Source organism: Aureimonas sp. Leaf454, from assembly GCF_001424685.1.
Lineage (GTDB): Bacteria > Pseudomonadota > Alphaproteobacteria > Rhizobiales > Rhizobiaceae > Plantimonas.
In genome coordinates, this window is the sequence record NZ_LMQT01000001.1 from 743,369 (window position 1) to 763,703 (window position 20,335).

The 20,335-nt window shown below is 66.4% G+C and carries 25 protein-coding genes and 1 tRNA gene; 2 read left to right on the plus strand and 24 right to left on the minus strand.

All coding sequences use genetic code 11. The features are described 5' to 3' along the window. Positions 1 to 2 precede the first annotated feature (2 nt). The 24 genes from ASG43_RS03320 to ASG43_RS03435 all read right to left on the minus strand — a co-directional run bounded on the left by ASG43_RS03320 (position 3) and on the right by ASG43_RS03435 (position 18,419). Positions 3 to 1,889 (minus strand): hypothetical protein, encoded by a 1,887-nt coding sequence (locus tag ASG43_RS03320; protein ID WP_156386396.1) that lies wholly within the window; start codon positions 1,887 to 1,889, stop codon positions 3 to 5. A gap of 133 nt (positions 1,890 to 2,022) precedes the next feature. Continuing rightward, positions 2,023 to 2,778: a hypothetical protein gene (locus tag ASG43_RS03325; protein WP_056500088.1), complete on the minus strand. Its 756-nt coding sequence runs from the start codon at positions 2,776 to 2,778 to the stop codon at positions 2,023 to 2,025. Continuing rightward, positions 2,778 to 3,236 (minus strand): hypothetical protein, encoded by a 459-nt coding sequence (locus ASG43_RS03330; protein WP_056500090.1) that lies wholly within the window; start codon positions 3,234 to 3,236, stop codon positions 2,778 to 2,780. Before ASG43_RS03330 ends, ASG43_RS03325 begins: the two co-directional genes overlap by 1 nt. Next, entirely contained in the window at positions 3,236 to 4,660 is a 1,425-nt protein-coding gene (locus ASG43_RS03335) for a hypothetical protein (protein ID WP_056500093.1), read from the minus strand. Before ASG43_RS03335 ends, ASG43_RS03330 begins: the two co-directional genes overlap by 1 nt. A gap of 12 nt (positions 4,661 to 4,672) precedes the next feature. Then, positions 4,673 to 5,239 (minus strand): hypothetical protein, encoded by a 567-nt coding sequence (locus tag ASG43_RS03340; RefSeq protein ID WP_056500094.1) that lies wholly within the window; start codon positions 5,237 to 5,239, stop codon positions 4,673 to 4,675. 11 nt (positions 5,240 to 5,250) lie between these two features. Then, a complete protein-coding gene (locus ASG43_RS03345; protein WP_056500096.1) occupies positions 5,251 to 6,459 on the minus strand; it encodes a hypothetical protein in 1,209 nt (402 codons plus the stop codon). Beyond that, positions 6,456 to 7,145: a hypothetical protein gene (locus ASG43_RS03350; RefSeq protein WP_056500099.1), complete on the minus strand. Its 690-nt coding sequence runs from the start codon at positions 7,143 to 7,145 to the stop codon at positions 6,456 to 6,458. The genes ASG43_RS03345 and ASG43_RS03350 overlap by 4 nt, the downstream gene beginning before the upstream one ends. Positions 7,146 to 7,149: 4 nt before the next feature. After that, on the minus strand, positions 7,150 to 7,614 hold the full coding sequence (locus tag ASG43_RS03355; protein ID WP_056500102.1) for a hypothetical protein: 465 nt from the start codon (positions 7,612 to 7,614) through the stop codon (positions 7,150 to 7,152). Positions 7,615 to 7,767: 153 nt separating this feature from the next. Beyond that, entirely contained in the window at positions 7,768 to 8,769 is a 1,002-nt protein-coding gene (locus ASG43_RS03360; RefSeq protein WP_056500105.1) for a N4-gp56 family major capsid protein, read from the minus strand. Between the two features lie 86 nt (positions 8,770 to 8,855). Beyond that, positions 8,856 to 9,806, minus strand: a complete 951-nt coding sequence (locus tag ASG43_RS03365) for a hypothetical protein (protein WP_056500107.1) — start codon at positions 9,804 to 9,806, stop codon at positions 8,856 to 8,858. An 86-nt stretch (positions 9,807 to 9,892) separates the two neighbouring features. Further along, on the minus strand, positions 9,893 to 10,096 hold the full coding sequence (locus tag ASG43_RS03370; RefSeq protein ID WP_056500110.1) for a hypothetical protein: 204 nt from the start codon (positions 10,094 to 10,096) through the stop codon (positions 9,893 to 9,895). Continuing rightward, the gene (locus ASG43_RS03375; protein ID WP_056500113.1) at positions 10,086 to 10,424 is read right to left on the minus strand and encodes a hypothetical protein; all 339 of its coding nucleotides are present in this window, start codon (positions 10,422 to 10,424) and stop codon (positions 10,086 to 10,088) included. The genes ASG43_RS03370 and ASG43_RS03375 overlap by 11 nt, the downstream gene beginning before the upstream one ends. Further along, complete coding sequence (locus ASG43_RS03380) at positions 10,424 to 12,751, minus strand: hypothetical protein (protein ID WP_056500116.1); 2,328 nt, start codon at positions 12,749 to 12,751, stop codon at positions 10,424 to 10,426. Before ASG43_RS03380 ends, ASG43_RS03375 begins: the two co-directional genes overlap by 1 nt. After that, positions 12,751 to 13,494, minus strand: coding sequence for a hypothetical protein (locus tag ASG43_RS03385; protein WP_056500118.1), 744 nt, complete (start codon positions 13,492 to 13,494; stop codon positions 12,751 to 12,753). Before ASG43_RS03385 ends, ASG43_RS03380 begins: the two co-directional genes overlap by 1 nt. A 30-nt stretch (positions 13,495 to 13,524) precedes the next feature. Continuing rightward, a complete protein-coding gene (locus ASG43_RS03390; protein ID WP_056500123.1) occupies positions 13,525 to 13,797 on the minus strand; it encodes a hypothetical protein in 273 nt (90 codons plus the stop codon). After that, positions 13,797 to 14,645 (minus strand): hypothetical protein, encoded by an 849-nt coding sequence (locus tag ASG43_RS03395; RefSeq protein ID WP_056500127.1) that lies wholly within the window; start codon positions 14,643 to 14,645, stop codon positions 13,797 to 13,799. Before ASG43_RS03395 ends, ASG43_RS03390 begins: the two co-directional genes overlap by 1 nt. Next, positions 14,645 to 14,917 (minus strand): hypothetical protein, encoded by a 273-nt coding sequence (locus ASG43_RS03400; RefSeq protein ID WP_056500130.1) that lies wholly within the window; start codon positions 14,915 to 14,917, stop codon positions 14,645 to 14,647. Before ASG43_RS03400 ends, ASG43_RS03395 begins: the two co-directional genes overlap by 1 nt. A gap of 8 nt (positions 14,918 to 14,925) precedes the next feature. Then, complete coding sequence (locus tag ASG43_RS03405) at positions 14,926 to 15,681, minus strand: terminase family protein (protein ID WP_056500133.1); 756 nt, start codon at positions 15,679 to 15,681, stop codon at positions 14,926 to 14,928. Positions 15,682 to 15,685: 4 nt separating this feature from the next. After that, positions 15,686 to 16,315, minus strand: coding sequence for a terminase small subunit (locus tag ASG43_RS03410; RefSeq protein ID WP_200939455.1), 630 nt, complete (start codon positions 16,313 to 16,315; stop codon positions 15,686 to 15,688). A gap of 138 nt (positions 16,316 to 16,453) precedes the next feature. Beyond that, positions 16,454 to 16,786, minus strand: coding sequence for a hypothetical protein (locus ASG43_RS03415; protein ID WP_056500139.1), 333 nt, complete (start codon positions 16,784 to 16,786; stop codon positions 16,454 to 16,456). After that, positions 16,786 to 17,052, minus strand: coding sequence for a hypothetical protein (locus tag ASG43_RS03420; RefSeq protein WP_056500142.1), 267 nt, complete (start codon positions 17,050 to 17,052; stop codon positions 16,786 to 16,788). Before ASG43_RS03420 ends, ASG43_RS03415 begins: the two co-directional genes overlap by 1 nt. Positions 17,053 to 17,220: 168 nt before the next feature. Next, a complete protein-coding gene (locus tag ASG43_RS03425) occupies positions 17,221 to 17,400 on the minus strand; it encodes a hypothetical protein (protein ID WP_056500145.1) in 180 nt (59 codons plus the stop codon). Next, positions 17,400 to 18,107, minus strand: a complete 708-nt coding sequence (locus ASG43_RS03430; protein ID WP_156386397.1) for a hypothetical protein — start codon at positions 18,105 to 18,107, stop codon at positions 17,400 to 17,402. Before ASG43_RS03430 ends, ASG43_RS03425 begins: the two co-directional genes overlap by 1 nt. 237 nt (positions 18,108 to 18,344) lie before the next feature. Next, positions 18,345 to 18,419: transfer RNA gene (locus ASG43_RS03435), tRNA-Gly, on the minus strand. Between the two features lie 316 nt (positions 18,420 to 18,735). On the opposite strand from ASG43_RS03435, the gene ASG43_RS03440 reads away from it, so the two are divergent. Together ASG43_RS03440 and trxA are read left to right on the plus strand one after the other, a co-directional pair. Further along, positions 18,736 to 19,284, plus strand: a complete 549-nt coding sequence (locus ASG43_RS03440; RefSeq protein WP_056501051.1) for a YbaK/EbsC family protein — start codon at positions 18,736 to 18,738, stop codon at positions 19,282 to 19,284. Between the two features lie 127 nt (positions 19,285 to 19,411). Beyond that, positions 19,412 to 20,329: a thioredoxin gene (trxA, locus tag ASG43_RS03445; protein WP_244487975.1), complete on the plus strand. Its 918-nt coding sequence runs from the start codon at positions 19,412 to 19,414 to the stop codon at positions 20,327 to 20,329. Positions 20,330 to 20,335: the final 6 nt, after the last annotated feature.

Sequence of the window (20,335 nt, forward strand, 5' to 3'; positions counted from 1 at the left end):
CCCTATCGAAGCTGGCGGCGCGGGCTGAAATTCAGCGTCAGCGCGGTGAGGGTGTGGGGGTCTTCGGTGGTGTGCTCGGTGATGAACGTCAGCGCGATGTTCCGCCCGATGCCGGCCAGATCGTCGAGGTTGATCTCGCCCGCGGCGGCGAGCGTCCAATCGACGTCGGCATAGTTCAGGGTGGCCGCCATCAGATCGGCCGAGCCGGACGCGACGGCATAGCTGCGCAGCTCGCCGGCAAGGTTCTCGGTCGCGTTGTAGTCGACGTGGTAGCGGCACCCGACCGACATCGAGGAGGCGTTATCCGTCTCCACCCGAGCGCTGTGGAAGCGCTTCTCCATGTTCGGAGAGCCCAGCCCGTTCCAGGCGAGGCGGATATACGCAGGAACGGGCGCCCCATCGAACGACGGACCCTTCTGCATCTCGTAAACGTGGCCGTCCTGGGAGCCCACGAATGTGCGCTCACCGTCGCCCTCTCTGACCTCGCTCGAATAGGCGCAGAAGATCGCGGACGGGAGCCGGAACGGCATGAGTTCGGGCTTCTCTCGCCCAAGGTAGAGCACTATTCCCGTGCCGTCCGCGAAGAAGAGGCGATACTGATCCTTCGCCTTCACGGTGATGGAGGCGACAACCGGGACGCTCGCTTCACGCTTGGCGCGGATCAACGGCTCGATGAGCTGGGACAGCGTGCCCATGCGCCAGTCGCCGAAGGCAGATGTCGTGGTGAGGTTCCGAAGCCCGCCCTCGTCGAGGTAGATCGGGGACTCCCCTGCGACTTGCGCCGACCAGCGAGCCGCGCCGGAGCTGTCGGAGATCGGCTTCATCTCGAAAGTCTCGCTGTCGGTGCCCTGAAGGTACTCGACGCGCGACTGGCCGAAGATGACCAGCGACGTAGACACGGACGAGAGGATGCCAGTGGGAGCCGCGCCGAAGGACATCTCTCCGGCACCCGCGGTGGTTCGAAAGTCCAAGGGTTCGCCGACGCCGGAGTGCATTAGCGAGCCGGCATCGAAGCCGAGGAAGAGGTGGTTGGAGTGAACGCCGATGTGGGTCGGCTTGTCGGTCTCCCCGCGCAGCGCGGGAGTGTCGCCGGCTCGCGTCAGGACCGTGCTGCCATCCCGCGTCATGACGTTCGTGAACTCGGTCTGCGTGCCGGACTGGTTGCCGGTGCGGATCGGGGAGAGCGCTTTGCCGTCGAACTCGTATGCGGTGTCGACGCCGCTTGTGAAATAGAGGCGGCGACGTCGCGCCGCGCCGTAGAAGTTGTGAACCGTGAAGTCGTAGTGCCCGCCGCCGGCCAGCTTGATCGGAGCCGGGGATGAAATGGCTCCCTTGCCGCCCTGGCTGTCGGTGCCCTGCTCGGCCACGAACGTGCCGATCGCGCCCGACACCACGAGGTATCCTGCCGCCGATCCATTCCAGGCGCCGGATTGGAGAACGACGCGGTCGATGACGGCCGTCGCGGCGGACGTGCCGCCGGAGAGCGTCGCGCCTTCGTTGAACTCGACCGTGCCGGCGCTGAACGCGAGCGTCAGGCCGAAGCTGATCGCCGCCCAGCCGTCGGCCGTCGACTTGAACATCTGCCCAGCGCCCGAGAGGCTGTCCCGAAAGCAGTAGATGTCGCGCTCGTAGATGACGACGCCCCGGATCGGGCCTTGCCCTGGCGGTTTGGATATGGCCGCGCGCCGAGCCGCGATCGTCGCGGCGTCCCCGCCGGCGGAGGGAGACGGCCTGCCGTCGAAGCGCTCGAAGCCTCCTATGCGGCTATAGCCGCGCGCCTCGGACTCATAGTTCAGGGCGGCGATAGCACGGCCTTGCGGGAGAGCAATGGCTGGCGAGACAAGGTCCAGGCCGCCCTGCAAGACGAAGGACGTGGTCGACATTGGCACAGTGCGGGGACCTTTCGAGTGCGAGCCGGTCCCCGCCCGGTGAGCCAGACATGCGCCTGCCCTGCCGTCGCTTGTGGCGTCCGTTGAGAGATCAGCTCGGAGGGGCAGTTCGGGCGGACGGCCTGGGAGAGGCTTACTCGATCACCTTCACGGCGACGGAAGCGCTGGCCTTGACCACCAGCGTGTCGCCGGGCGTGAGCGGCAGGTCTTTCACGACGATGAACTCGTCCACCGCAAGCTCCTGGCGCACGAGGCGGTGCCGGGGCTGGATATTCGGCGTGAGGCTGATCGTGCCTGCAGCCGGGCCGTCGATGTCCACGATCGGCAGCTCGCTGTAGCCGCTCCCAGGCGTCAACAGAACGAAGCTCGCGACGCGGTAGGTGGCGCTGAGGATGAGGTCGCGCCCTTTGCCGCCGGTGGTTTTCAGGCCGACCTGCTCGCGCGCCAAGGTCGTGAGGAAACCCCGCGTGGTGATGCCCAAGCTGAGCACGCGGCCGTTGATGTCCACCGCCGTGACGGTGAGCGTCGGCTTGGTGCTGGCGCCGCATCCCAGCGTCAGGACATCGTTGACGCGATAGTTGAGCCCGGCATTGCCGATCGTCAGGCCGTTCAGCTCCATGCGAACCTGAAGCTCGGGTGCGACCTTGACCTTGGACGTCACGCGCGCCGCGGGAACGCTCGTGTAGCCCGAGCCCTGCGCGGTGAGCGTGGTCGAGGCGAGCGGGGCGTCCGAGGACGAGAGAAGCAGAAGCTCGACGGCGTTGGCCTTGGCGAGGTTGGTGGAGAGGTTGGTGAGCACCGCCGTGACGGGGCTCGTGTCGCCGTCCGGCTGTCGATAGACCTCGACAACCGAACCGGGGGCGATCTCCAGGCTGGAGCGGATCGCCATCAGCCGGCCAGGATTTCAGCGGCGCGGCCGTCGGCGATGAAGCCCTTGAACTCCAGGTAGCCCGTGCCGGCGACGGTGTCGGGATCGCGGAGGTCGATGGCCTCGGCGAGGTTCACCATCAGCATGAAGTCCTTGACCACGACGTCATCCGAGGCAGCGAGAGCGATGCGCTCGGTCTGAGTGAAGAGCCGCAGGAAGCCGAGACGGGTTTTCACCGCATTCTGCGCCTCGACTGCGGCGGCCTGCTCGGTGTTGGCGCGCTCGGTCTGGTCGGCCGCGAACGCCGCCAGGGCCTCCTCGTCGGTCAGCCCCTTGTAGCGGTCGACGACAACGCCATCCTCCAGCTCATAGCGCAGGAGCAGCTCCGACGTGGAGCCCGCGGGGAGAGCATAGCCCTCCCCTTCCGTGAAGCCGACGGCGTGGCGAACCTGCCCGACGTTAAAAGCAAGCTTCGCCATTAGGTGCGCTCCTTCCATTCCGTCGTGTTCCAGACGGGGTCCTGAACCTTGATGAAGCCGTTGCCGCCATACATCGTCGACGTCGTGTAACCATTCACGGCGAAGTGGTTGAACAGGAGGTTGTTGCTGGAGGTGAGGTTCTGACCCGCGAGCACGATGCTATCGAGGTCGATAACCGCGCCGTCGCGCAGCTTGCTGTCGGCGTTGTTCGCCCAGCCAAGCACGAAGTTCGAGCCGCCCATCGGCGCGATCGACATGCCGTAGGAGCTGTCCGTGTAGGAAGCGGTCAGGTAGCGGGTGGACGTTGCCGCCGTATCGCGCGGGGTGAAGAAGAACTGCCCGCCACAGAAGTAGTAGTAGTAGGGGCAGTAGGTTGCGACGAACTTGCCGTCATCGCTGACCATGTGGCGGATGCCGTAGAGACTGCCGCCATCTCGGCCATAAGAGGTGGTGAGCGTCAGGCTTGCCACTACGGCGAACGTGCGCGAGCCCGCGGCGCCCGTGATCCGCGCCAGTTCGATCTTCGAGGACGGCCACATGCGCGTCATCCAGAACGTGCCGTCATCACAAGGGATGATGCGCGTGCCGCTGTGCCACTCGGGACCGTTCATGCCCGACCATACGAAGTCGAAAACTTCGTAGGACGAGCCATTCTGACCCGCGATCGCCCCTTCAAGGAGCGCCTTCAGGTGGAGCGCGTTCGCCTTGATCTTCGCCGGCAGGTTCTTGAAGACGTGGGCGCGGTAAGTGTAGGCCGCGTTGTTCGTGGTCTCCAGGAAGATCAGCGTGTTGGTCACGCGGTTGTAGGCGATGTCGCCATGACCGACCGCAGCCGCGCCCGCCAGCCGCTGAAGACCCGTCAAAGCCGTCCAGTTGAAGGCGTAGTTGGTATCTGCGGTGCGGCCGGACAGATAGACGTCGCCGACGCCCCCGACGAGGATGTTCGTCCCCATCTTCAGAAGGTCGATGCCCTGGCTGTATCCCTCCTCACCCAGGACGACGCCCATGCCCGAGTGGGTGTTGGAGATCACGCCCTCCGCTCCGTTGAACGAAACGTAGTCCTCGGCCGTCACATCCATGTTGTTCAGGAGCATGGTGTGGCTATGGCCCGAAAGGCCCGTCCCGCCGCCCGCAATTGAATAGCCGCTGGTCCCCGCGAGCGCGCTTGCGGCCCCGCCCCAATAATTAATCGCCGCCTCGGTGTTGGTGTAGGTGGAATAGCTTGGCGGTTGGCCGGGGAGCAAAGCGCCGGTCCTCAAAAACGTCTTCATCGACCGCTTCTCGCGATCGGCGAAGAAGTTGAGCGAGTTGTTCGCGCTGGCCATGCCCGAGTAGTAGGCGAAGATGGGCTTGCGCGCGAAATACTCGTTGAACATCGCGCCCTTGTTCAGGCGCTGAAGCTGGTTGAGCGTCAGAATATCCATGTGAGCCGGTCCTTAAACGGAGACGCGCGACACCGTCATGTCGCCGGTGGTGGGATGGTAGGAGGCGGTGTAGAGCCACGTCGCGGTCTGGCCTAAGCCGTTCGTCGCACTCTCTTTCCAGGTCTTGATGCGGTCGCTCACATCGTAGGTGATGTCGGCATAGGAGATGCCGTCGGGAATGGACCAGGACTTCACGCGGCGCCGGGTGTCGTAGGTGGTGTTCCCGCTGTTCATCACGCCGGTGAACAGGACACCGAGAACGACGTTTCGGATCGCTCCCGTGGCTTGCCCTTCTGCGGTGTTCATCGTGCCGAGAATGCTCGCGAGCCTTGCGGCGATGTCCGACAGTGCGGTCGTGGCGGCGGTGTTGACCTCGGAGGTCTTCGTCGCGCCATGGGCCGTGAGAGCCGCCTTGAGGTCGTCGGCGATGATCTGAAGCTCGACCGCCGACACCCGGCCGGCGATCTTCTCCATCGCGACGCCAAGCATGGCGACCTCTTCAGCCGTCGCGGTCGCTGAAAGGCTCTGGATCTGTGTCTTCAGAGCGAGCAGCGCATCACTCAGCGGGGCGTCAGACATTCCGGGGGTCCTTAAAATTCGAGGCCGAACATGCGGCGGATACGCTCCTTGCGGAGTGCCTCTCGCAGTTCAGCGAGCGCGTCGTTGGTCTCCGTGGTGATCTCGTCCTTGAGGTCCACGAACTCCACGCGAAGGGTCGCCAGCTCGCCGTCTACGTTGTTCGTCAGAGCGGTAATCTGACTGTCGACCGTGGTCTGCAGGGTCGTGATCGTGCCGTTGACCGCGGTCTCGAGCGTCGTGATCGTGGCGTTGACGTTGGTCGTCAGCGTCGAAATGGCGGTGTCGGTCGCGGTCTGCGCATCCGCGAGCTGCGTGGTGGTCTCAGCCTGCAGCGTGGCGATCGCCGTGCTGACGTCGCCCTCGATCGCCACGACGTCGGCGCGGATCACATCGAGAAGGGCGTTGGCCTCGGGCTTGGTGTGGTAGAGCGCCGCGTCGAACTCTGCCGAGCGCACCGCCCTGTCAGCGCTGGCTGCGGCCTCGTCCGCGAGGACTGCAGCCACGTCACGAGCGGCCTCGGAACCTTGCCGCGCGGCAACGGAGCCGGTCTCTGCTGCAACGGCGCCGTCACGGGCGTCCTCTGCTGCGGCCTGCGCTGCAATGGATGCGTCGCGCGCAGCCTGGGACAGCCCGCGTGCAGTCTGAGCTGCATCCCGTGCCGCGTCCGCGCCGGCCTTCGATGTGGCCGCACTGCCTGCGCTGTCGTCTGCGTTCGCTGCGCTGGCGCCTGCGGCATCCTTGGCCGAGACGGCGGTGGCGGCTGATGCGGCCCCGGCCCCGGCGCTTTCTGAAGCGGACTGCGCCGAAACACTCGCATTCGAGGAAAGGGTCTGAAGCCGCAGCTCGACGGCATCGACGGCGTCATCCGCCGCGGTCTGTGCGGCGCTGTTGGCCTGATCGAGCGCGGCCTGCGCCTCCAGGGTGACGTCGCCGGTGTCGCCCCGCGGGAAGACGGCGTCGAGAACGTAGTTCTCCTCGCCGACCTTGGTCAGCGTCATGGACGCGGCCGAGCCGGGCGCGCCCGTGACGATGTCGCGGATGGTGATCGCGTCCACGACATAGTCGTCGGGCCGGTCGATCACTCGGCCCTTCGGGATCAGGGCTCCGGCCGCCCCGCTGCCCGGTGCGACCGGGGGCGTGGCCTCGATCTCGTCGACGACATAGTCCTCGGCGGCGATCGCCTGCCCTTTGGGGATCAGTGTGTCGACGACTTCGGTCATGCGAGCGTCCCGCCGAACGCGATGCGCGGGAGCTGGTCGCGCTCAAGCTGGCTGAAGCCGCGAAGCTGCCGGAGCTGGTAGAGCGTCAGCGTCGGGGCGCCCTCGTCGTGCGTGGTGAGCATCACGAGGGCGCCGTCGACGATGAGGTCGTGGAAGCGGGGCGGCATTTCGGGGACGTCGTTGTTGGCGTCCAGCTCCTGCACGTCTTTCCGGTAGGGTCCGCGGATCGTGTAGACCTTGTCCGGCGTCGGCGAGAGGCAGAGGGCGCCCGACGGGTCGATCGAGAAGAGGTTCGGCCGGCCCTGCCGCACAGCCTGCGCGCCGCGGAGCTGCGTGGCGTAGAAGGTGCGGTAGTCGACGAAGCGCAGCGGCGCCTCGCTCTCGCGTCCAAGGGCCGGGTCGAAGAGCGAATAGCGGTCCTCGTCCTCGCCCGTGCAGACGTACTCGGCAAAGCGCGAGAGCCGCGAGCTGTAGGCTGAGGTTCCAGGGACCGTGGCGCCGCTGAACTCGCCCTGCATCCAGTTCCACGCGCCATGCACGTTCTGGATCTGGCGGTAGGCGTCGTTCGTCCAATGGACGATCTTGGCGAGGCGGCCGGTCTGCCCGGCGACGGTGGTCGGCTGTGTGCCCGACACCGTGCCGGAGTCGCGGGCGACCTTCTGCACGAGCTGGAGGAAGGTCGCCATCGGATCAGGCCACGATGCCGATGATCGAGAACGGGTAGATCGGCACGAGCTTGGGGTTGGTCAGCTCGCCGTTCGGCCCGCGCTCGAAAATCTCCTTGTTCGCGTTCTTCAGCACCTCGACGTATTCGGCCGGCACGTCGACATCGACGCCGCGCATGATGCGGGCAACGGTGCCGTTGACGCCGACGGGAACCGCCTCGGTGCCGCCAGCGACGCCTTCCTGAACCGGGATCATGATGCGGATCATCTTGCGGCCGGCGACGTCCTCGGCGGCGATCGGCTTCTTGGTGGAGCCGACGAGCTCGTCAGCGACTTCGATCTCGTCGCCGTCAAAGCCGGTGGAGGTGATGAGCGCGCGCACGGCCGCCTTGCTGGGCATGGGCGTCGTGTCGACTTCCAGGCCGAGGTTCGTGGTGGCGAAGCTGATGAGCTGGACGAGGGTGGCGGAGGCGAAAAGGACTTTGGCCATGGTGGGCTCCTGGGTGATGAGACGGGGCTTGGGCTTCCGCCTTTCTGCACGGCCGGGCGGTGCAGAAAGGTCGAAGTCCAGATGCAGAAAGGCCGCCGCGAGAGGTCCCGCGACGGCCGAGTTTGATGGGAGTTTGATGCCGCCCTACACGCCTCAGAGGGCGGTGGTCGCCACTTCCAGACGCGCCATCCAGAGCTGGTTCAGGATCAGCGCGACGTGCCACATCTTCCAGCCGGCATAGCCGCGCTGGCCGAGCGGATCGTCCTTGGTCTTCGTGCCGGCCGAGATGATGGACGGCTCGACCGCGCCCTGGCCGCGCAGCGGGACCATGGCCCAGGCTTCACGACCGAAGAACAGGACCGGGTAGACGTCCGCGTTCACGCCGGTCGTGGAGACCATCGAGCCCTTGGCGCTGCCTGCGTCGAGGAAGGGGTTCAGGTCCGGCGACAGGACGTAACGCACGTCCTCGACGGAGCCGATCTCCTGCTCGCAGATCATCTGGCGACGGCCGTATTCCGCGCAGGGCACGAAGCCCGCGAGACCACGGATATCGTTCTCCAGATCCGTGTGGCCAACGGCGATGAAGGCCGCTTCCACCGGCTTGGTGCGGTAGTTCGGCGAGCCGTCGAGCACGTTCGTGATCTTGGTCGCCTTCTGGTTCTTGAGGCCACGCAGAACCGCGCGCTGCTTGGCGAGCGAGATCGGCGTGTTGACCGAGGCGCGGGCCGCACCGTTGGCGTAGAACACGTTCGTGCCGGCGCGCAGGGTGGCGTAGTTCAGCGCCTCCTTGGTGCGGCCGATGTTCTCGCCGAGCATCATCGTGATGTCCTTGAGGACGGGGTCCTCGTGGGTGTCCTCGATGACGTCCGTGATGACGGCAACCTCACCGTACTGAGCGAGCGTCGCGGAGACGTCCTCATAGGTGAAGGCACGCGACGCCGGGGTGACGCCTTCCGAAAGCTGCGTGGTGGCCGCGGCGAAGGGAACAGGACGACGGAACTTGATCGTCATGCTCTTGTTCTTCGGCATCGGCTTGATGAGCGGGCCGGTCTTTTCCAGGATGGTGACGGGCTCGGCGTGCTTGAGCATCTCGCGCTCGGCGAAGACGTTCGTGCGCTGGGAAATTCCGGCGGTGCCGGAGGTGATCGTGGGCATCGGTTCAACCTTGGAACGTGGGGATGCGACCCGGATCGCGGACGATCAGGCGTGGTCGCGGGAGGGGTGATGCTCGCGTGCAGCGCTTAGCGGCGCTCGGCGTCCTCGAAGGCGTCCCAAATGTCCTGCGGGTCGGCGTTCTCGGGGATGCCCGAGACGGTCGGCCGGCGATGGGCACGGGTGGGAGCTGCGGTTGCGCCAAGCTGGCGTTCGCGCCGGCTTGCGAGCGAAGGGGTGGCAGCAGGGCGCTCGGCAGCGGGCGCAGGCGCCGGCATTCCGAGGTGTTCCTTGAACATGCCAACGACGGCTGCGGCTTCCGCAGCGTTCACGACGTGCTCGGCGTTGCGGTTGAAGGCATCGCGGACGGCGCGGGGCTGGTCGTCGATCCAGGCCACGAACTTGTCCGAGTTGGTCTTCAGCACGTCGAGATAGTCGGGATGCTGCGACGTGAGAGCCGCGGCCTCGGTATCGAGATAGTCCGTCAGCTCGGTCTCGGCGGCCTTGCGGCGGCCTTCCTCGGCTTCGGCTAGGGTTGCTACGTCGCCCTGGATCGCATTGAGCGCCTGGGACAGGGGCTCGGCGATCTCGGGATAGTCCTCTTTCAGTGCGTCGAGAGCTGCTTGCGGTGCCGGTCGATCGCCCGGTGTCGCTCGCGGCTCGGCCGCCTTCTTGAGGTCTTCGTACCGGCGTTGAAAGCCGGACGCGCGCCCGGAGGCGGAGCGTTCTTTCTGGAGGAGCTTGGCGTTTTCCGCCTGCAGCGCCTCAAACTGGTTGCGCAGCGCTTCCGGGGCGCTGTCCCATACGCTCGGCGCGGTGTCGCCGGCGTCGGCACCACCACCGTTAGCCGCGACCGCGTCGTCATCGTCGCCGAAGTCGGCGCCCTCGCCTTCCTCGTCGCCAGCATCGGCGTCCGCGTTGGTGCCGGCATCGCCGGCCGGCGCGCCGCCGTCGGCCTCTTCGAACTCGGCCCACACGTCGGCGGCGGTCTCTTCGGTCTCGATCTGGTCGTCGGCGGCGGTGTCGAGTTCTTCGTTCAACGGTCACGTCCTTGGTTGGCAGCGCGCATGAAAAAAGCCCCGACGGAGCGGGGCTTTGCGCAGTGTTGACGGATGGGTTGGCCCGGTCAGTAGAGCCGGGTGGACGACTCGATCGGCGGCCGGGTGTCGGCGAGCGCGAGGATTTCGCGCAGGGCCTTGATGCGACCGCGCTGGTACTGCGCCGCTTCAATCGCCCCCTGCGTTTCGAGCTGGACGCGAGCCGCTTCGATCCCGGCCTCGCAGTGCGCCTTCACGGCGCGCCACGTCGGGCTGTCCTTCTCAACGGCCATAGCGCATGGCCTCCCGCCGGGCGCGCTTCTGCTCGAACGTCAGCCGTTCGCCGGGGAACTCGTCGAGATCGCGCTTCTCGATCTGCCGCGCGGTGAGGCCGAGGTCTGCGATGCAAAGGACACGGCCGGGCTGGGTCAGGCAGGCGATCTCCAGGGCGGCGCGATCCGACGCGGAGAGGCTTGGCATGACGACGACGGGAGCCGCATCACGGTCAAAGCTCTCGCGCTTCCAGATCGGCAGCTCGTCGACCTCGGCGGCGATGGCCGCGTTCAAGGCCGACCGGCGATCGAGGGCCGCGTTCACATGCTCGCGTGCTCGGTGTCGCATCACAAAAATCCTCCGCCGCTCGGCCCTGCCCGCTCCGTCATCGCGGCCTCGGCGGCGAAGATGCGCTCCTTCGACTGAGTGTCGTTGCGCGACTTCGCAAGCATGGCTTCGAGCTTGTCCATTTCCATGTTCTTGGCCTCGGCGAGCTGCATCATCTGCGTCTCGTGCGACAGCTCCGCGACCTTCAGGCGCGTGCCAGCATCCATGTTCGCTATCTCGATCTTGGCCGCGATCTCGGACTTGCGGACCTCCAGCTCCTCCATCTTGAGCTGGGCGGCCGTTTCGTCGACGGGCTCCTGTTCGGCCTGCGCCTGGGCCGCTGCGGCCTGGGCGAGCACGGCGTCGATCTCGTCGTCGGTCAGCAAGACCTCGTCGCCCGAGATCATGTGCGCCTGGAACAGCTTCCGCAGCAGGGCCTTGTTCTTCAGCATCGGCCCGTAGACCGGATGCGCGCCGAGCTGCAGCGCGATGATCATGAGGTTCTGCGCCTGCATCTCGCGCACGAGGAGGACGGAGGAGCCGCGGGCATCGACGCCATAGTCGCCCTTGATCTCGTCCTTGTCCGAGAACTGCATGTTCCAGTCGTAGAAGCGGCGGATGTTCGGCTCGGTCACGTCGTCGTCGAACCGCTTCACGATGCGGCGGAAGGTGACGTTGCTCGCGTTCATCAGGAGCGCGGTGCCCTGCGCGGTGCGCTCGGGCTTGGTCGCGCCGTCCTCGCCCTGCGCGATCGAGGGCATCCCGGTCATGTCGTCGATGAACTGCTTGGAGATGGCGACGATGTTCGCCAGCTCGGCTTGGTACATCGGGATTTCAGCGACCTGGAACGCGCGGCGGTCCTGCGGGATGCCGGCCTTGGCGCGCCAAACCTTGTTCGGCTCGATCGTCCAGTCGCCGTTCTCGGGCTCGATCAGGTCGGTCGCGACGATGATCTGCGGGCCAGCCGCCTTGCCGGCGTTGTCCATCATGGCGCGCCAGCCGGCGTTCAGCGACTTCTGCGGATGGCGCATCACATGCGGGATGCCGTAGCCGAAGATCGAGGCTTCGTCCTGGTAGAGGTTGAAGACCGAGTAGAGCGTTTCGCCGCTGTCGAACGGATAGGGCGCAAGCTTCAAAAGCTCGTTCTCGCAGAACCAGACGACCGCGTTGACCTCCGTCAGCGGGTCGAGTTCGGCGACATCCTCCATTGCGTCCTTGTCGCCCTTGGCCTCGGCGAGCGCGCGGATATCCTCGGCCGAGAGCGGGCCGCTGTATTCGTAGACGTGGTAGCAGTCGCGCCCGACCGACGAGTGCGAGCCGGCGACGATGTCGCGAAGGCGCGCCATGAAGCTCGGCGTGGTGCGGGTCGGCTTGCGCTGGAGAAGGCGACGGATGGCGTCCTTGTCGAAGCCGGGAAGCTGCGCGAGCTTCTTCATCCGCTTCTCGTTCATCAGATGGCGCTCGAAATCGCCCTCGCCGTCCTCGATGCGGCGCACGTCCATGTCGGGGAAGAAGTTCCAGATGTCGACGTAGCGCATCGCCGGCACTTCGGCGCCCTTGGCGGTGTCGAGCTGGTACGATCCTGGGATGACGACGCCGGCCTCGTCGGTCGAGGGCTTCGACTTCTTCCAGCCCCTGCGCACCTTGTCGCCAGTGACCGGACCCTTGCAGACGCCGGTGCCGATCTTGCAGGCGTCGTCGATCACATCGCGCATGGCGGCGTGGTAGTTCGACGCCTTGAGCTGGTCGTCGATCTCGGCTTGCATCGCGTCGGCGCGCTTGGACGCTTCCTCGATGATCTCGCGAAGGGCGTCGGCTTTCTCGCGGGCGAAGTCGGCCCGCTTCTGAAGCGCGATCATCGCCTCGTCGGGAGCGGCCGGCGCGGCCGGCTGTCCGTCGGGCCCGGGCTGCGCGCTCGCGGCGGCCTCCATCTCGTCCTGCTTGGCCTTGAGCTGCGCGTTGATCTCGCGCAGCGCCTTCACGGCCTTCTCCGCATCGTCGACGAGGAGCGGGACGGGCGTCGGCCCGATGCCCCAATTGCGATCGTCGGTCGGGAACAGGAGGTCCATGAGCCGGGCGGACATGGCGTCCGTCTTCGGCCGGGTCAGGTTGATGAAGAGCTTGGAGCGCTTGCCGCCGGCGAGGGCCTGGGCGGTCAGGGAGTCGTACTGGCCGTGGTACTGCTCCAGGTCTTCGAGCCAGCGATCCTCAAGCGGCTGGCGCTTGGTGATGCGGCTCGAGACTTCGCTTTCCAGGCGATGCACGATCGAGACGAGGCGCTCGTTGAGGCGCATGGCCTCGGCCTCGGGGTTCCGACGGGCGACGTCCTTGGTCTTGCGCGGCGCCATCAGTAGCCCGCCGTCGAGTCAGATATGGAGGAGATCATGCCCGTGCTCCTCTCAGGAGCCTGAACGGCCGCGATCTGATCCCACGTCATGACGAGGTATCGGAACGCATCCATCAGGTGATCGAATTGTTTGACGATCTTGCCGTGCTCATCACGGCGGTAGAGGCGGTATTCCGCCTTGAAGTTCATGAGGGTCGAGAAGACCTTGATGCGCCCGATCGACAGCTTCTCCCAGCACTCGTAGAGGCCGGTTTCGACGCCGTTGATGGCCGGAGCCAGCTTCAGTCCCTGTCCCTGGTAGAGCGCGAGGAGCTGTTCGCCGTCCTTCTGCGCCCGGCCGCGCGATGCCGGGTCGATGGCGCCCCTGATCCACGAGCCGCGCGCCTTGATCGCGCCAGCGTGGACGATGGGCTCGGCCTGTCCTCGGTAGTGTTCGGCGTAGACGTAGAGGGTGCTGTCGGACGGGTCCTGCGCGCCCCACACGGCGGCGGTCTTCTTCCAGCCGACGTCGAGGGCATAGCCCTTCTTCCAGTGCTTCGGGATCGGGAACGGAGCGACCTCGATCTCGGATATCTCGATCGGGTAGATCGCGCCGGCGCCGAGCGACGGGATGCCCTTGGATCGGGCGTCGCGCAGGAACGGCGGCGTGGAGGCGAGCAGCTCGCGCTTGGTGTCCTCGGATAAATGGGGCACGTCATCCCACCCCGCCTGGATCATGAAGCGGGACGAGGTGATCTCGGGCACGGGCGCTTCCTGGTGTGAGCCGTTCAGCGATCAGTCGACGGCCGGCAGGAAGATGACTTCGCTGTCGAGCATTCGGATCGGGAGGGTGGACAGGCGGCTGGACCAGACCGGGCCATATTCAGGGTCGTTCAGGATGCGAGCCGGCGCCACGAACTTCCCGACGGCCACCTCGGCATCGCCAAGCTGACCGGCGAGCGGGTTGTCGATCACGCGCGGGTCGACCTTGAAGTCGGTCGTCTCGCTGAACTGAACGGCATCCGCGCGCTGCGCAGGGGTGAAGATAAGCCAAGCCTGAACGGTCATCAGACAACTCCTACGGCCGAGCGATACGGCTCGAACCAGTTATAAAAATCGGTGATCTCTTGGTCCGTGAACCCCGCCCCTATCCAACCCATTGCGAACTGACACGCCCGCATGGAAGCATTAGTGATGGCGCCTAGACGGAACGTGCCGTTAGCAACCGCAGCCTCCGCTGCGATAGCGGTCCGCTGAATAACGACCCCATCCCGAGCCACGACTGCGTCAGTAGCCCCGTTGCGCGACGCACAGAACATGCCGACCGAGGTGCCATTGCCTGCTGTGAAGGAGGCGGACGCCTGATTAACCCGGAATGTGACACTGTTCCCTGCGTCTCTCGGGTTGATGGTTGTTCCTTTGCCGCCATCGTGAAAACCGGCCAGTGACCCGCCAGAGGAATTGTTGGTGTTAGACCTGACGCCTAGCGTTCCGCTGAGGCGGGAATACTTAGCTGCAGTCTCTACGAACGGGTTGAAGCCCGTGTTGAGATAGCTCGTCGAGCCGTCGCCCATGTAGCCGCGGTCAGTCGTGAAGGCTGGATTGTTGACCGGGATGCAGTTGTAGATGTCCCCCAGCCAGTTCAGGCGTCCGGCCTCTGGCGCGTGCGCCGCGTGAACCCACAGCGCGTCCAGCTTCGACCAGAAGGACTTCGCCTTGCCGGCCACGAAGCGGTCGGAGATGAGCTGCTTGCGTGTCGCGTCAGGCTGCGTGGCAAAGCGGGCGAAGAGGGCGGTGGCATCGGGGTCGTAGGTCGGCCCCTGTCCTTCCCCACCAGCGCCAAGGGCACCCGCGCCAAGGCCCAGGGTGAGCCCCTTCTTGGGCGCAAAGCGCGCAGCGCCGGCAATCAGCGGCATCAGCCGAAATCCCGACCATCGAGCGAGAACGAGAAGGTGCCGGACGTGAAGGTCTCCACGCTGAAGCGCACCTGACGCAGAAGAGCGAAGGCGACGCGGAGATAAGCGCCCGACGTGGTGCCGCGCTCGATCGTCAGCCACTCGTCATTGATGAGCGCTTCGAACTTCCAGGTGCCGGCGAAGGTCCCGGATACGACGAAGTCGCAGGCGAGGACCGCGGCGACGTTGGTCGTGCCGACGGCGGTCAGGCTCTGCTTGATGGTGGTGGCCATGGTGGCTCCTACTCGGGCCGCATGTCTTGCGGCATGAACTGAAGGACCGTCTCCGACAGGCCCTCAAGCGGCGTGAAGGTCAGCATCACGATGCCGCCGGTGGTCGCGGTGCGGATCAGGCACTCGCCGTAGACGTCGATCGGGCACTCCTCGTCGAGCCAGATCAGGTGTTGGGCCGTGCCCTCGAACGATCCGCGGCCCTGCTGGAAGCTCTTCATGCCGAGCGAGGAGAGCCCGCCGGAGGCGTGCTTGATCTTCACGACGTCGGCGAAGTCCTGGACGCCCTGCTTCCAGGTCACGGCCTCGATCAGCCGACCGGGAATCATCCCGGTACCGGAGAAGCCTTTGCGCCCCTTGCCGGCCGGCACGACGTCGCCGAGCAGTTCCTTCTGCACGACGTCGCGGGTCGACTCGTTGGTCTTGCCGGCGGCCCAGGCGCGCACCGGCTGATCGAAGCGCCGGCCGATCCACCAGTGCGGATAAAGGCCGGTCAGGTGGCAGGTGGTCTCGAACGATCCGCCGACCGTCTTGCCGATGCGGTTGGCGGCCATGAAGCACCGCTCGCGGTACGTCAGGCCGGTCGCGAAGAACTCCATGTGCCGCACGTACTTTTCGCGGGCATGGATCAGGGAGCCATCCGCCTGGATGGTGTCCTCGTCGGGGAACATGCGGTGGAACTTGCGCTGCAGGTAGCGCTTCTCGCGCTCGGCCAGGAGGAGAGCCAGGCGCTCCTTGGCCTCGCGATCGAGGCCGGAGAGGTCCACGGCTTTAGTTCACCTTCTTGGCGAGCAGCACCTCGATGTCGCGGTCCAGCTCGTCGTCACTGATCTCGGAATAGCTGTGCGCGACCTTGGCTTCGAGCTTGTCGACGAACATGCCGAGGTGGCGGGCGACGTTCTCCATCGCCTTGTCCTGGTCGCGGACCTTGATCTCGAGCCCGTCCTTCGTCGTCTTCACGCCGGCATAGAGGAGCCGAGCCGGCCCCTTGATGTTGCGCGTGTCGACGACGTGGACGGAGCTGTGCCCCTCGCCTGCGCACTCGACGCAATCGGGATGCGGCGCTCGCGTTGCGTCGAAGGGCTCGACCTCGGGCCAGCAGGCGCGGCAGTTGATGCGCCGATGCTGCATCAGCTCGTTCGGGTCGGCGGTGGCGATCGACCACCAGTGCCGAAGCACGCGATCGGCCGTGATCTCGGTACGCTCGGCGCGCGCAGCCTGGGCCGCCACGATGGCCGCGGACACTGAAGTATTCTGAAGGAGCTGGTAGCCCTGCTCGGACGCTGTCGCCTCGCTGTAGCCGGCGCGGATCGCAGCCTTGGTGGCGTTCAGATCGACGAGGTATTCGAGGACGAAGCGATCCTGTTTAGCGGTCAACGTGGACACTGACGTTCTCGCCATCGAGGTCTTCGTACCGCCACCACTTCTTGCCGCAGTCATGCGAGAGCCGGTGCTTCACCAGGGCGCCCTCGCGCGTCGCATAGACGAGGCGGGGCTCCGGCGTTTCAGTGTCGCAGCATCCGCAGGCGCGCGTCAGCATCAGAGTGCCCAGCCTGCGAGCTTGGCGAGGCTTTTGACCGCGGCTGGCTCTGCGGGGATGACGCGGACGATGCCGCCGGGCTGCGGCCGGATGAAATAACCGCGCTTCTCGGACATCAGGACGTAGCCCATGCCGGCCGGCGTGCGACCGACGAACACGGCGGTGGGCTGGAAGTGCTTCAGGATCGCGCCGACCGGATCGACGGTGGCGACGGCCGGCGGTGCAAGGACGAGCAACGGCTCGGCGGCGCAAGCGTCACGCGCTGTCATGTCGATGGCCAGCGCGGCGACGGCGATCGACAGCACGAGAAGCGGCGGGATGATCGCGCGCATCAGGCGGTCGCCATGTCGAAGAGGCGCGAGACGATGTCGTCCTTGCGCTCGTGGTAGCGGTTCGGGTCCTTGTGGCATGGCGCGAGCTTCTTGACCCCGTCGAGGAGGTCGAACAGCGCCTCGCGGGACACGCAGACATGCGTGCCGCGCTCGTCGACGACCGAGGACTTCGGCGCGAAGGCGTGGGCGGGCGCTCGGCCGGACGGCGCGGGCGCCGGGATGAGCTTGGTGGGCGGAGCTGTGGCCCCGTGATCCGTGTCGGACATGGGGGGCTCCTGAAATGCGAAAACCCCGCCGAGATTGCTCTCGACGGGGTTTTCTAACGTGGGCCTAGAGCGGCCCTTGGTATTTCTGGAAGGGGCGGTTCTGTCCGACCCTCAAATTCACTGCGCTCAGGGATAGCCGACAAAGCGGCTACGCTCAAGAGGGCGGAGCTACGCCGCGAGCACCAGACCGATCATCTTCAGCCGCTCCCAGGACGCGCGCTCGGCATCCTCACGCTTCAGCCGCGCCTCGATCGCGGAGATCCGGTCCTCAAGGGCGGCCTCGCGCGGCGTGATGAGGCGGAAGTCGACGACCTGGGGCGGGAGGAGCGGCGAGCGGGGAGCCGGCATCAGGCGACCTTTGCGGTTCGGTCGGGATCGGGCGACAGGCGGAAGTGCGCGACGAGCGCCTGGACGCCGGCCAGGAACGCCGGACGGAGGGAGTGGGGCAGCTCTTCGCGATCCCGGCAGACGCGAGCGACCGCCCAGGCCGCGGCGAGGCCGGCGCGCTTCAGCGCCTCGTCGGCTTTCACGAAGCGGTCGCGAGCAATCACGACGGATGCGCCGGACGGCGGGGCGGCGACGGCGCGCGGTTCGGAGGGTTGGTAGCGGGCCAGCATGTTGCTCGGCGCGACGGGCATTCCCATCGCCCGGCTGAACTTGGCGACGACCGTCAGATAGTGCTCGACGGCGAGCAGCTCGGTGGCGGTGATGACGCCCTTGAGGTGCAAGCGCCCCTCGACGGTGGATGCGTGGTGGCTGGCGGCCTGCGTGGGGGTGAGGCCATAGACCCGGCCGCGTGCGAGCTGGGTCTTCTCTTTCAGCGCCATCCCGACACGGGCTTCGCGCTTGGCAGACTCGGTGCTGGCTTGGCGTCGTTTGTCGGCTCGCTTGGCGAGGCTCGTCTTAGACCGGGAGATGGCGCCGGAGGGCGTCCGCTCCATACCGGCAATCGGCCGGCGACCTTGCGAGGTCATTTCCCTGCTCGCTTTCCCTCGTCGCCGGACAAAGGTGCGGCGATCAATGGGGAGTAAGGCGAAAGGTTCCAGTGACTTCAAGCTTTTTTTACGTGGCAACACGTATGCGGCGCAGATTTCCTACGGCGGGGCGACTCACCCTCCGACCGGCGCAGACCGCAGATCCGGCCGAAAATCGTGTGTGTCAGTTTTGTGCCGCAGGTCTGTGCCAGCTTGTGCATTGTTATGCGCGAAATCGACACGCTTTTGTCGAGTTCTGCGAGGGCATTTAGCCCCCTGGAAGCCCTGCAAAACCTGGGAAAACCCTTGTGGGAAAGATGGAGCGGGCGAAGGGATTCGAACCCTCGACCCCAACCTTGGCAAGGTTGTGCTCTACCCCTGAGCTACGCCCGCCCGCTCCCCGCAGCGACTTGCTGCGGACGAGGCGGTGTATGCCCCAGCGCCTTTCGGATTGCAACAGGCTTCGATGCGATTTCGTGCGCTTTTCCGGATGTCCCAGGCTAAGCATCTGATGGCCCTCGCCATTTTCGTCAGCCGCGGTCCTGTGCGCCGGCGCGGGCGATGGGGAGCGCCCCCGCCGCCGCCCTTCGGCACGCGTGGCCGGCAGGGAGCCTGCGAGGCCGACGCCGGCGGGGCTCGGCGGCGGCCCGCTTGATCGGCGCTTCGTTGCGCATTACGCCAGGACGGGGACAGGATGGGAACGGGCGAGATGGCGAAGACGCGGGCCGAGCTGATCGAGATGCTGGAGGGTCTCTCGATCGAGACGACCACGGTCGAGCACCCGCCCCTCTTCACCGTCGAGGACAGCCGGGCGGTGCATCGCGACGTTGCCGGCGGGCACACGAAGAACCTCCTCGTGAAGGACAAGAAGGGCACGGTCTTCCTGATCGTCGCGGAAGCCGATCGGAGCATCGATCTGAAGGGCATCCACAAGGTCATCGGCGCGCAAGGGCGGGTGTCCTTCGTCGGAGCGGAACAGATGGAGGCGATGATCGGCGTCCGTCCCGGCTCCGTCACCGCCTTCGCGCTCATCAACGATCCCGAACACGCCGTGCGGCTCGTGCTTGATGAGGGCCTGCTCCTGCACGATATGGTCAATTGCCATCCGCTGACCAACGAAGCGACCACGACCATCCGCCGCGACGATCTCCTGCGCTTCTTCGCCGCCACGGGCCATCGGCCCCTTGTCCTCGCGCTCGACGCGGCGGACGAAGGCCCGCTGGTGCCCGCGCCGCCCGGCGACGTCGAGACCGCATGACCGACCGGCACCCGAACCGCCCGGCATCGAGGATGCCCGCAGCACGAGGACGAGCATGAGCAACAACCCCTACGGATCGGGCTACGGCACGCAGACGACCTCGACGGCCGGTCGCGCCGGTGCGGGCATGGCGACGGGAGCGGCCGGGGCGACGCCCGGTGCCGCGGCCGGCGAGCTCATCAAGGACACGACCACCGCGAAGTTCTCGGCCGACGTCATTCAGGAATCCCGCCGCCAGCCTGTTCTGGTCGATTTCTGGGCGCCCTGGTGCGGTCCGTGCAAGCAGCTGACGCCGGTTCTCGAGCGCGTCGTCACCGCGGCGGGCGGGCGCGTCAAGCTCGTCAAGATGAACATCGACGAGCATCCCTCCGTCGCCGGCCAGCTTGGCGTCCAGTCGATCCCGGCCGTCTTCGCCTTCGTCAACGGCCAGCCCGTCGACGGCTTCATGGGCGCCCTGCCGGAAAGCGAGGTCAAGGCCTTCATCGACCGTCTCGGCGGAACGGGTCCGGCCGATGCCGATCCGATCGCGGCCGCGCTCGAAGAGGCCAAGGCGCTTCTCGCTGGGCACGACGTCACGCAGGCCGCCGAGCTCTTCAGCGTCATTCTGCAGCACGAGGCGGACAACGTGCCAGCCCTGGCGGGCCTGGCCGAATGCTATCTCGCCATGGGCGACGCGGTGCGCGCGCGCGCCGTCCTCGATGCCGTTCCGGCCGACAAGGCCAGCGACCCCGCGGTTTCCGGCATTTCGACCCGGCTGAAGCTCGCCGAGGAGATCGCCGAGCTCGGTGATCCCGTGGCGCTGCAGGCGCGCATCGAGGGCGACGCCGACGACCACCAGGCGCGCTACGATCTCGCCCTCATCGCGCAGGCCAGGGGCCAGCGCGACGTGGCGGCCGGCCATCTTCTGGAGATCATCCGGCGCGACCGCGGCTGGAACGAGGACGGCGCGCGCAAGAAACTGCTCGAATTCTTCGAGGCCTGGGGCGGCGGCGATCCCGCGACGAAGGATGCGCGCCGCAAGCTCTCGACGCTGCTCTTCTCCTGAGGCCCC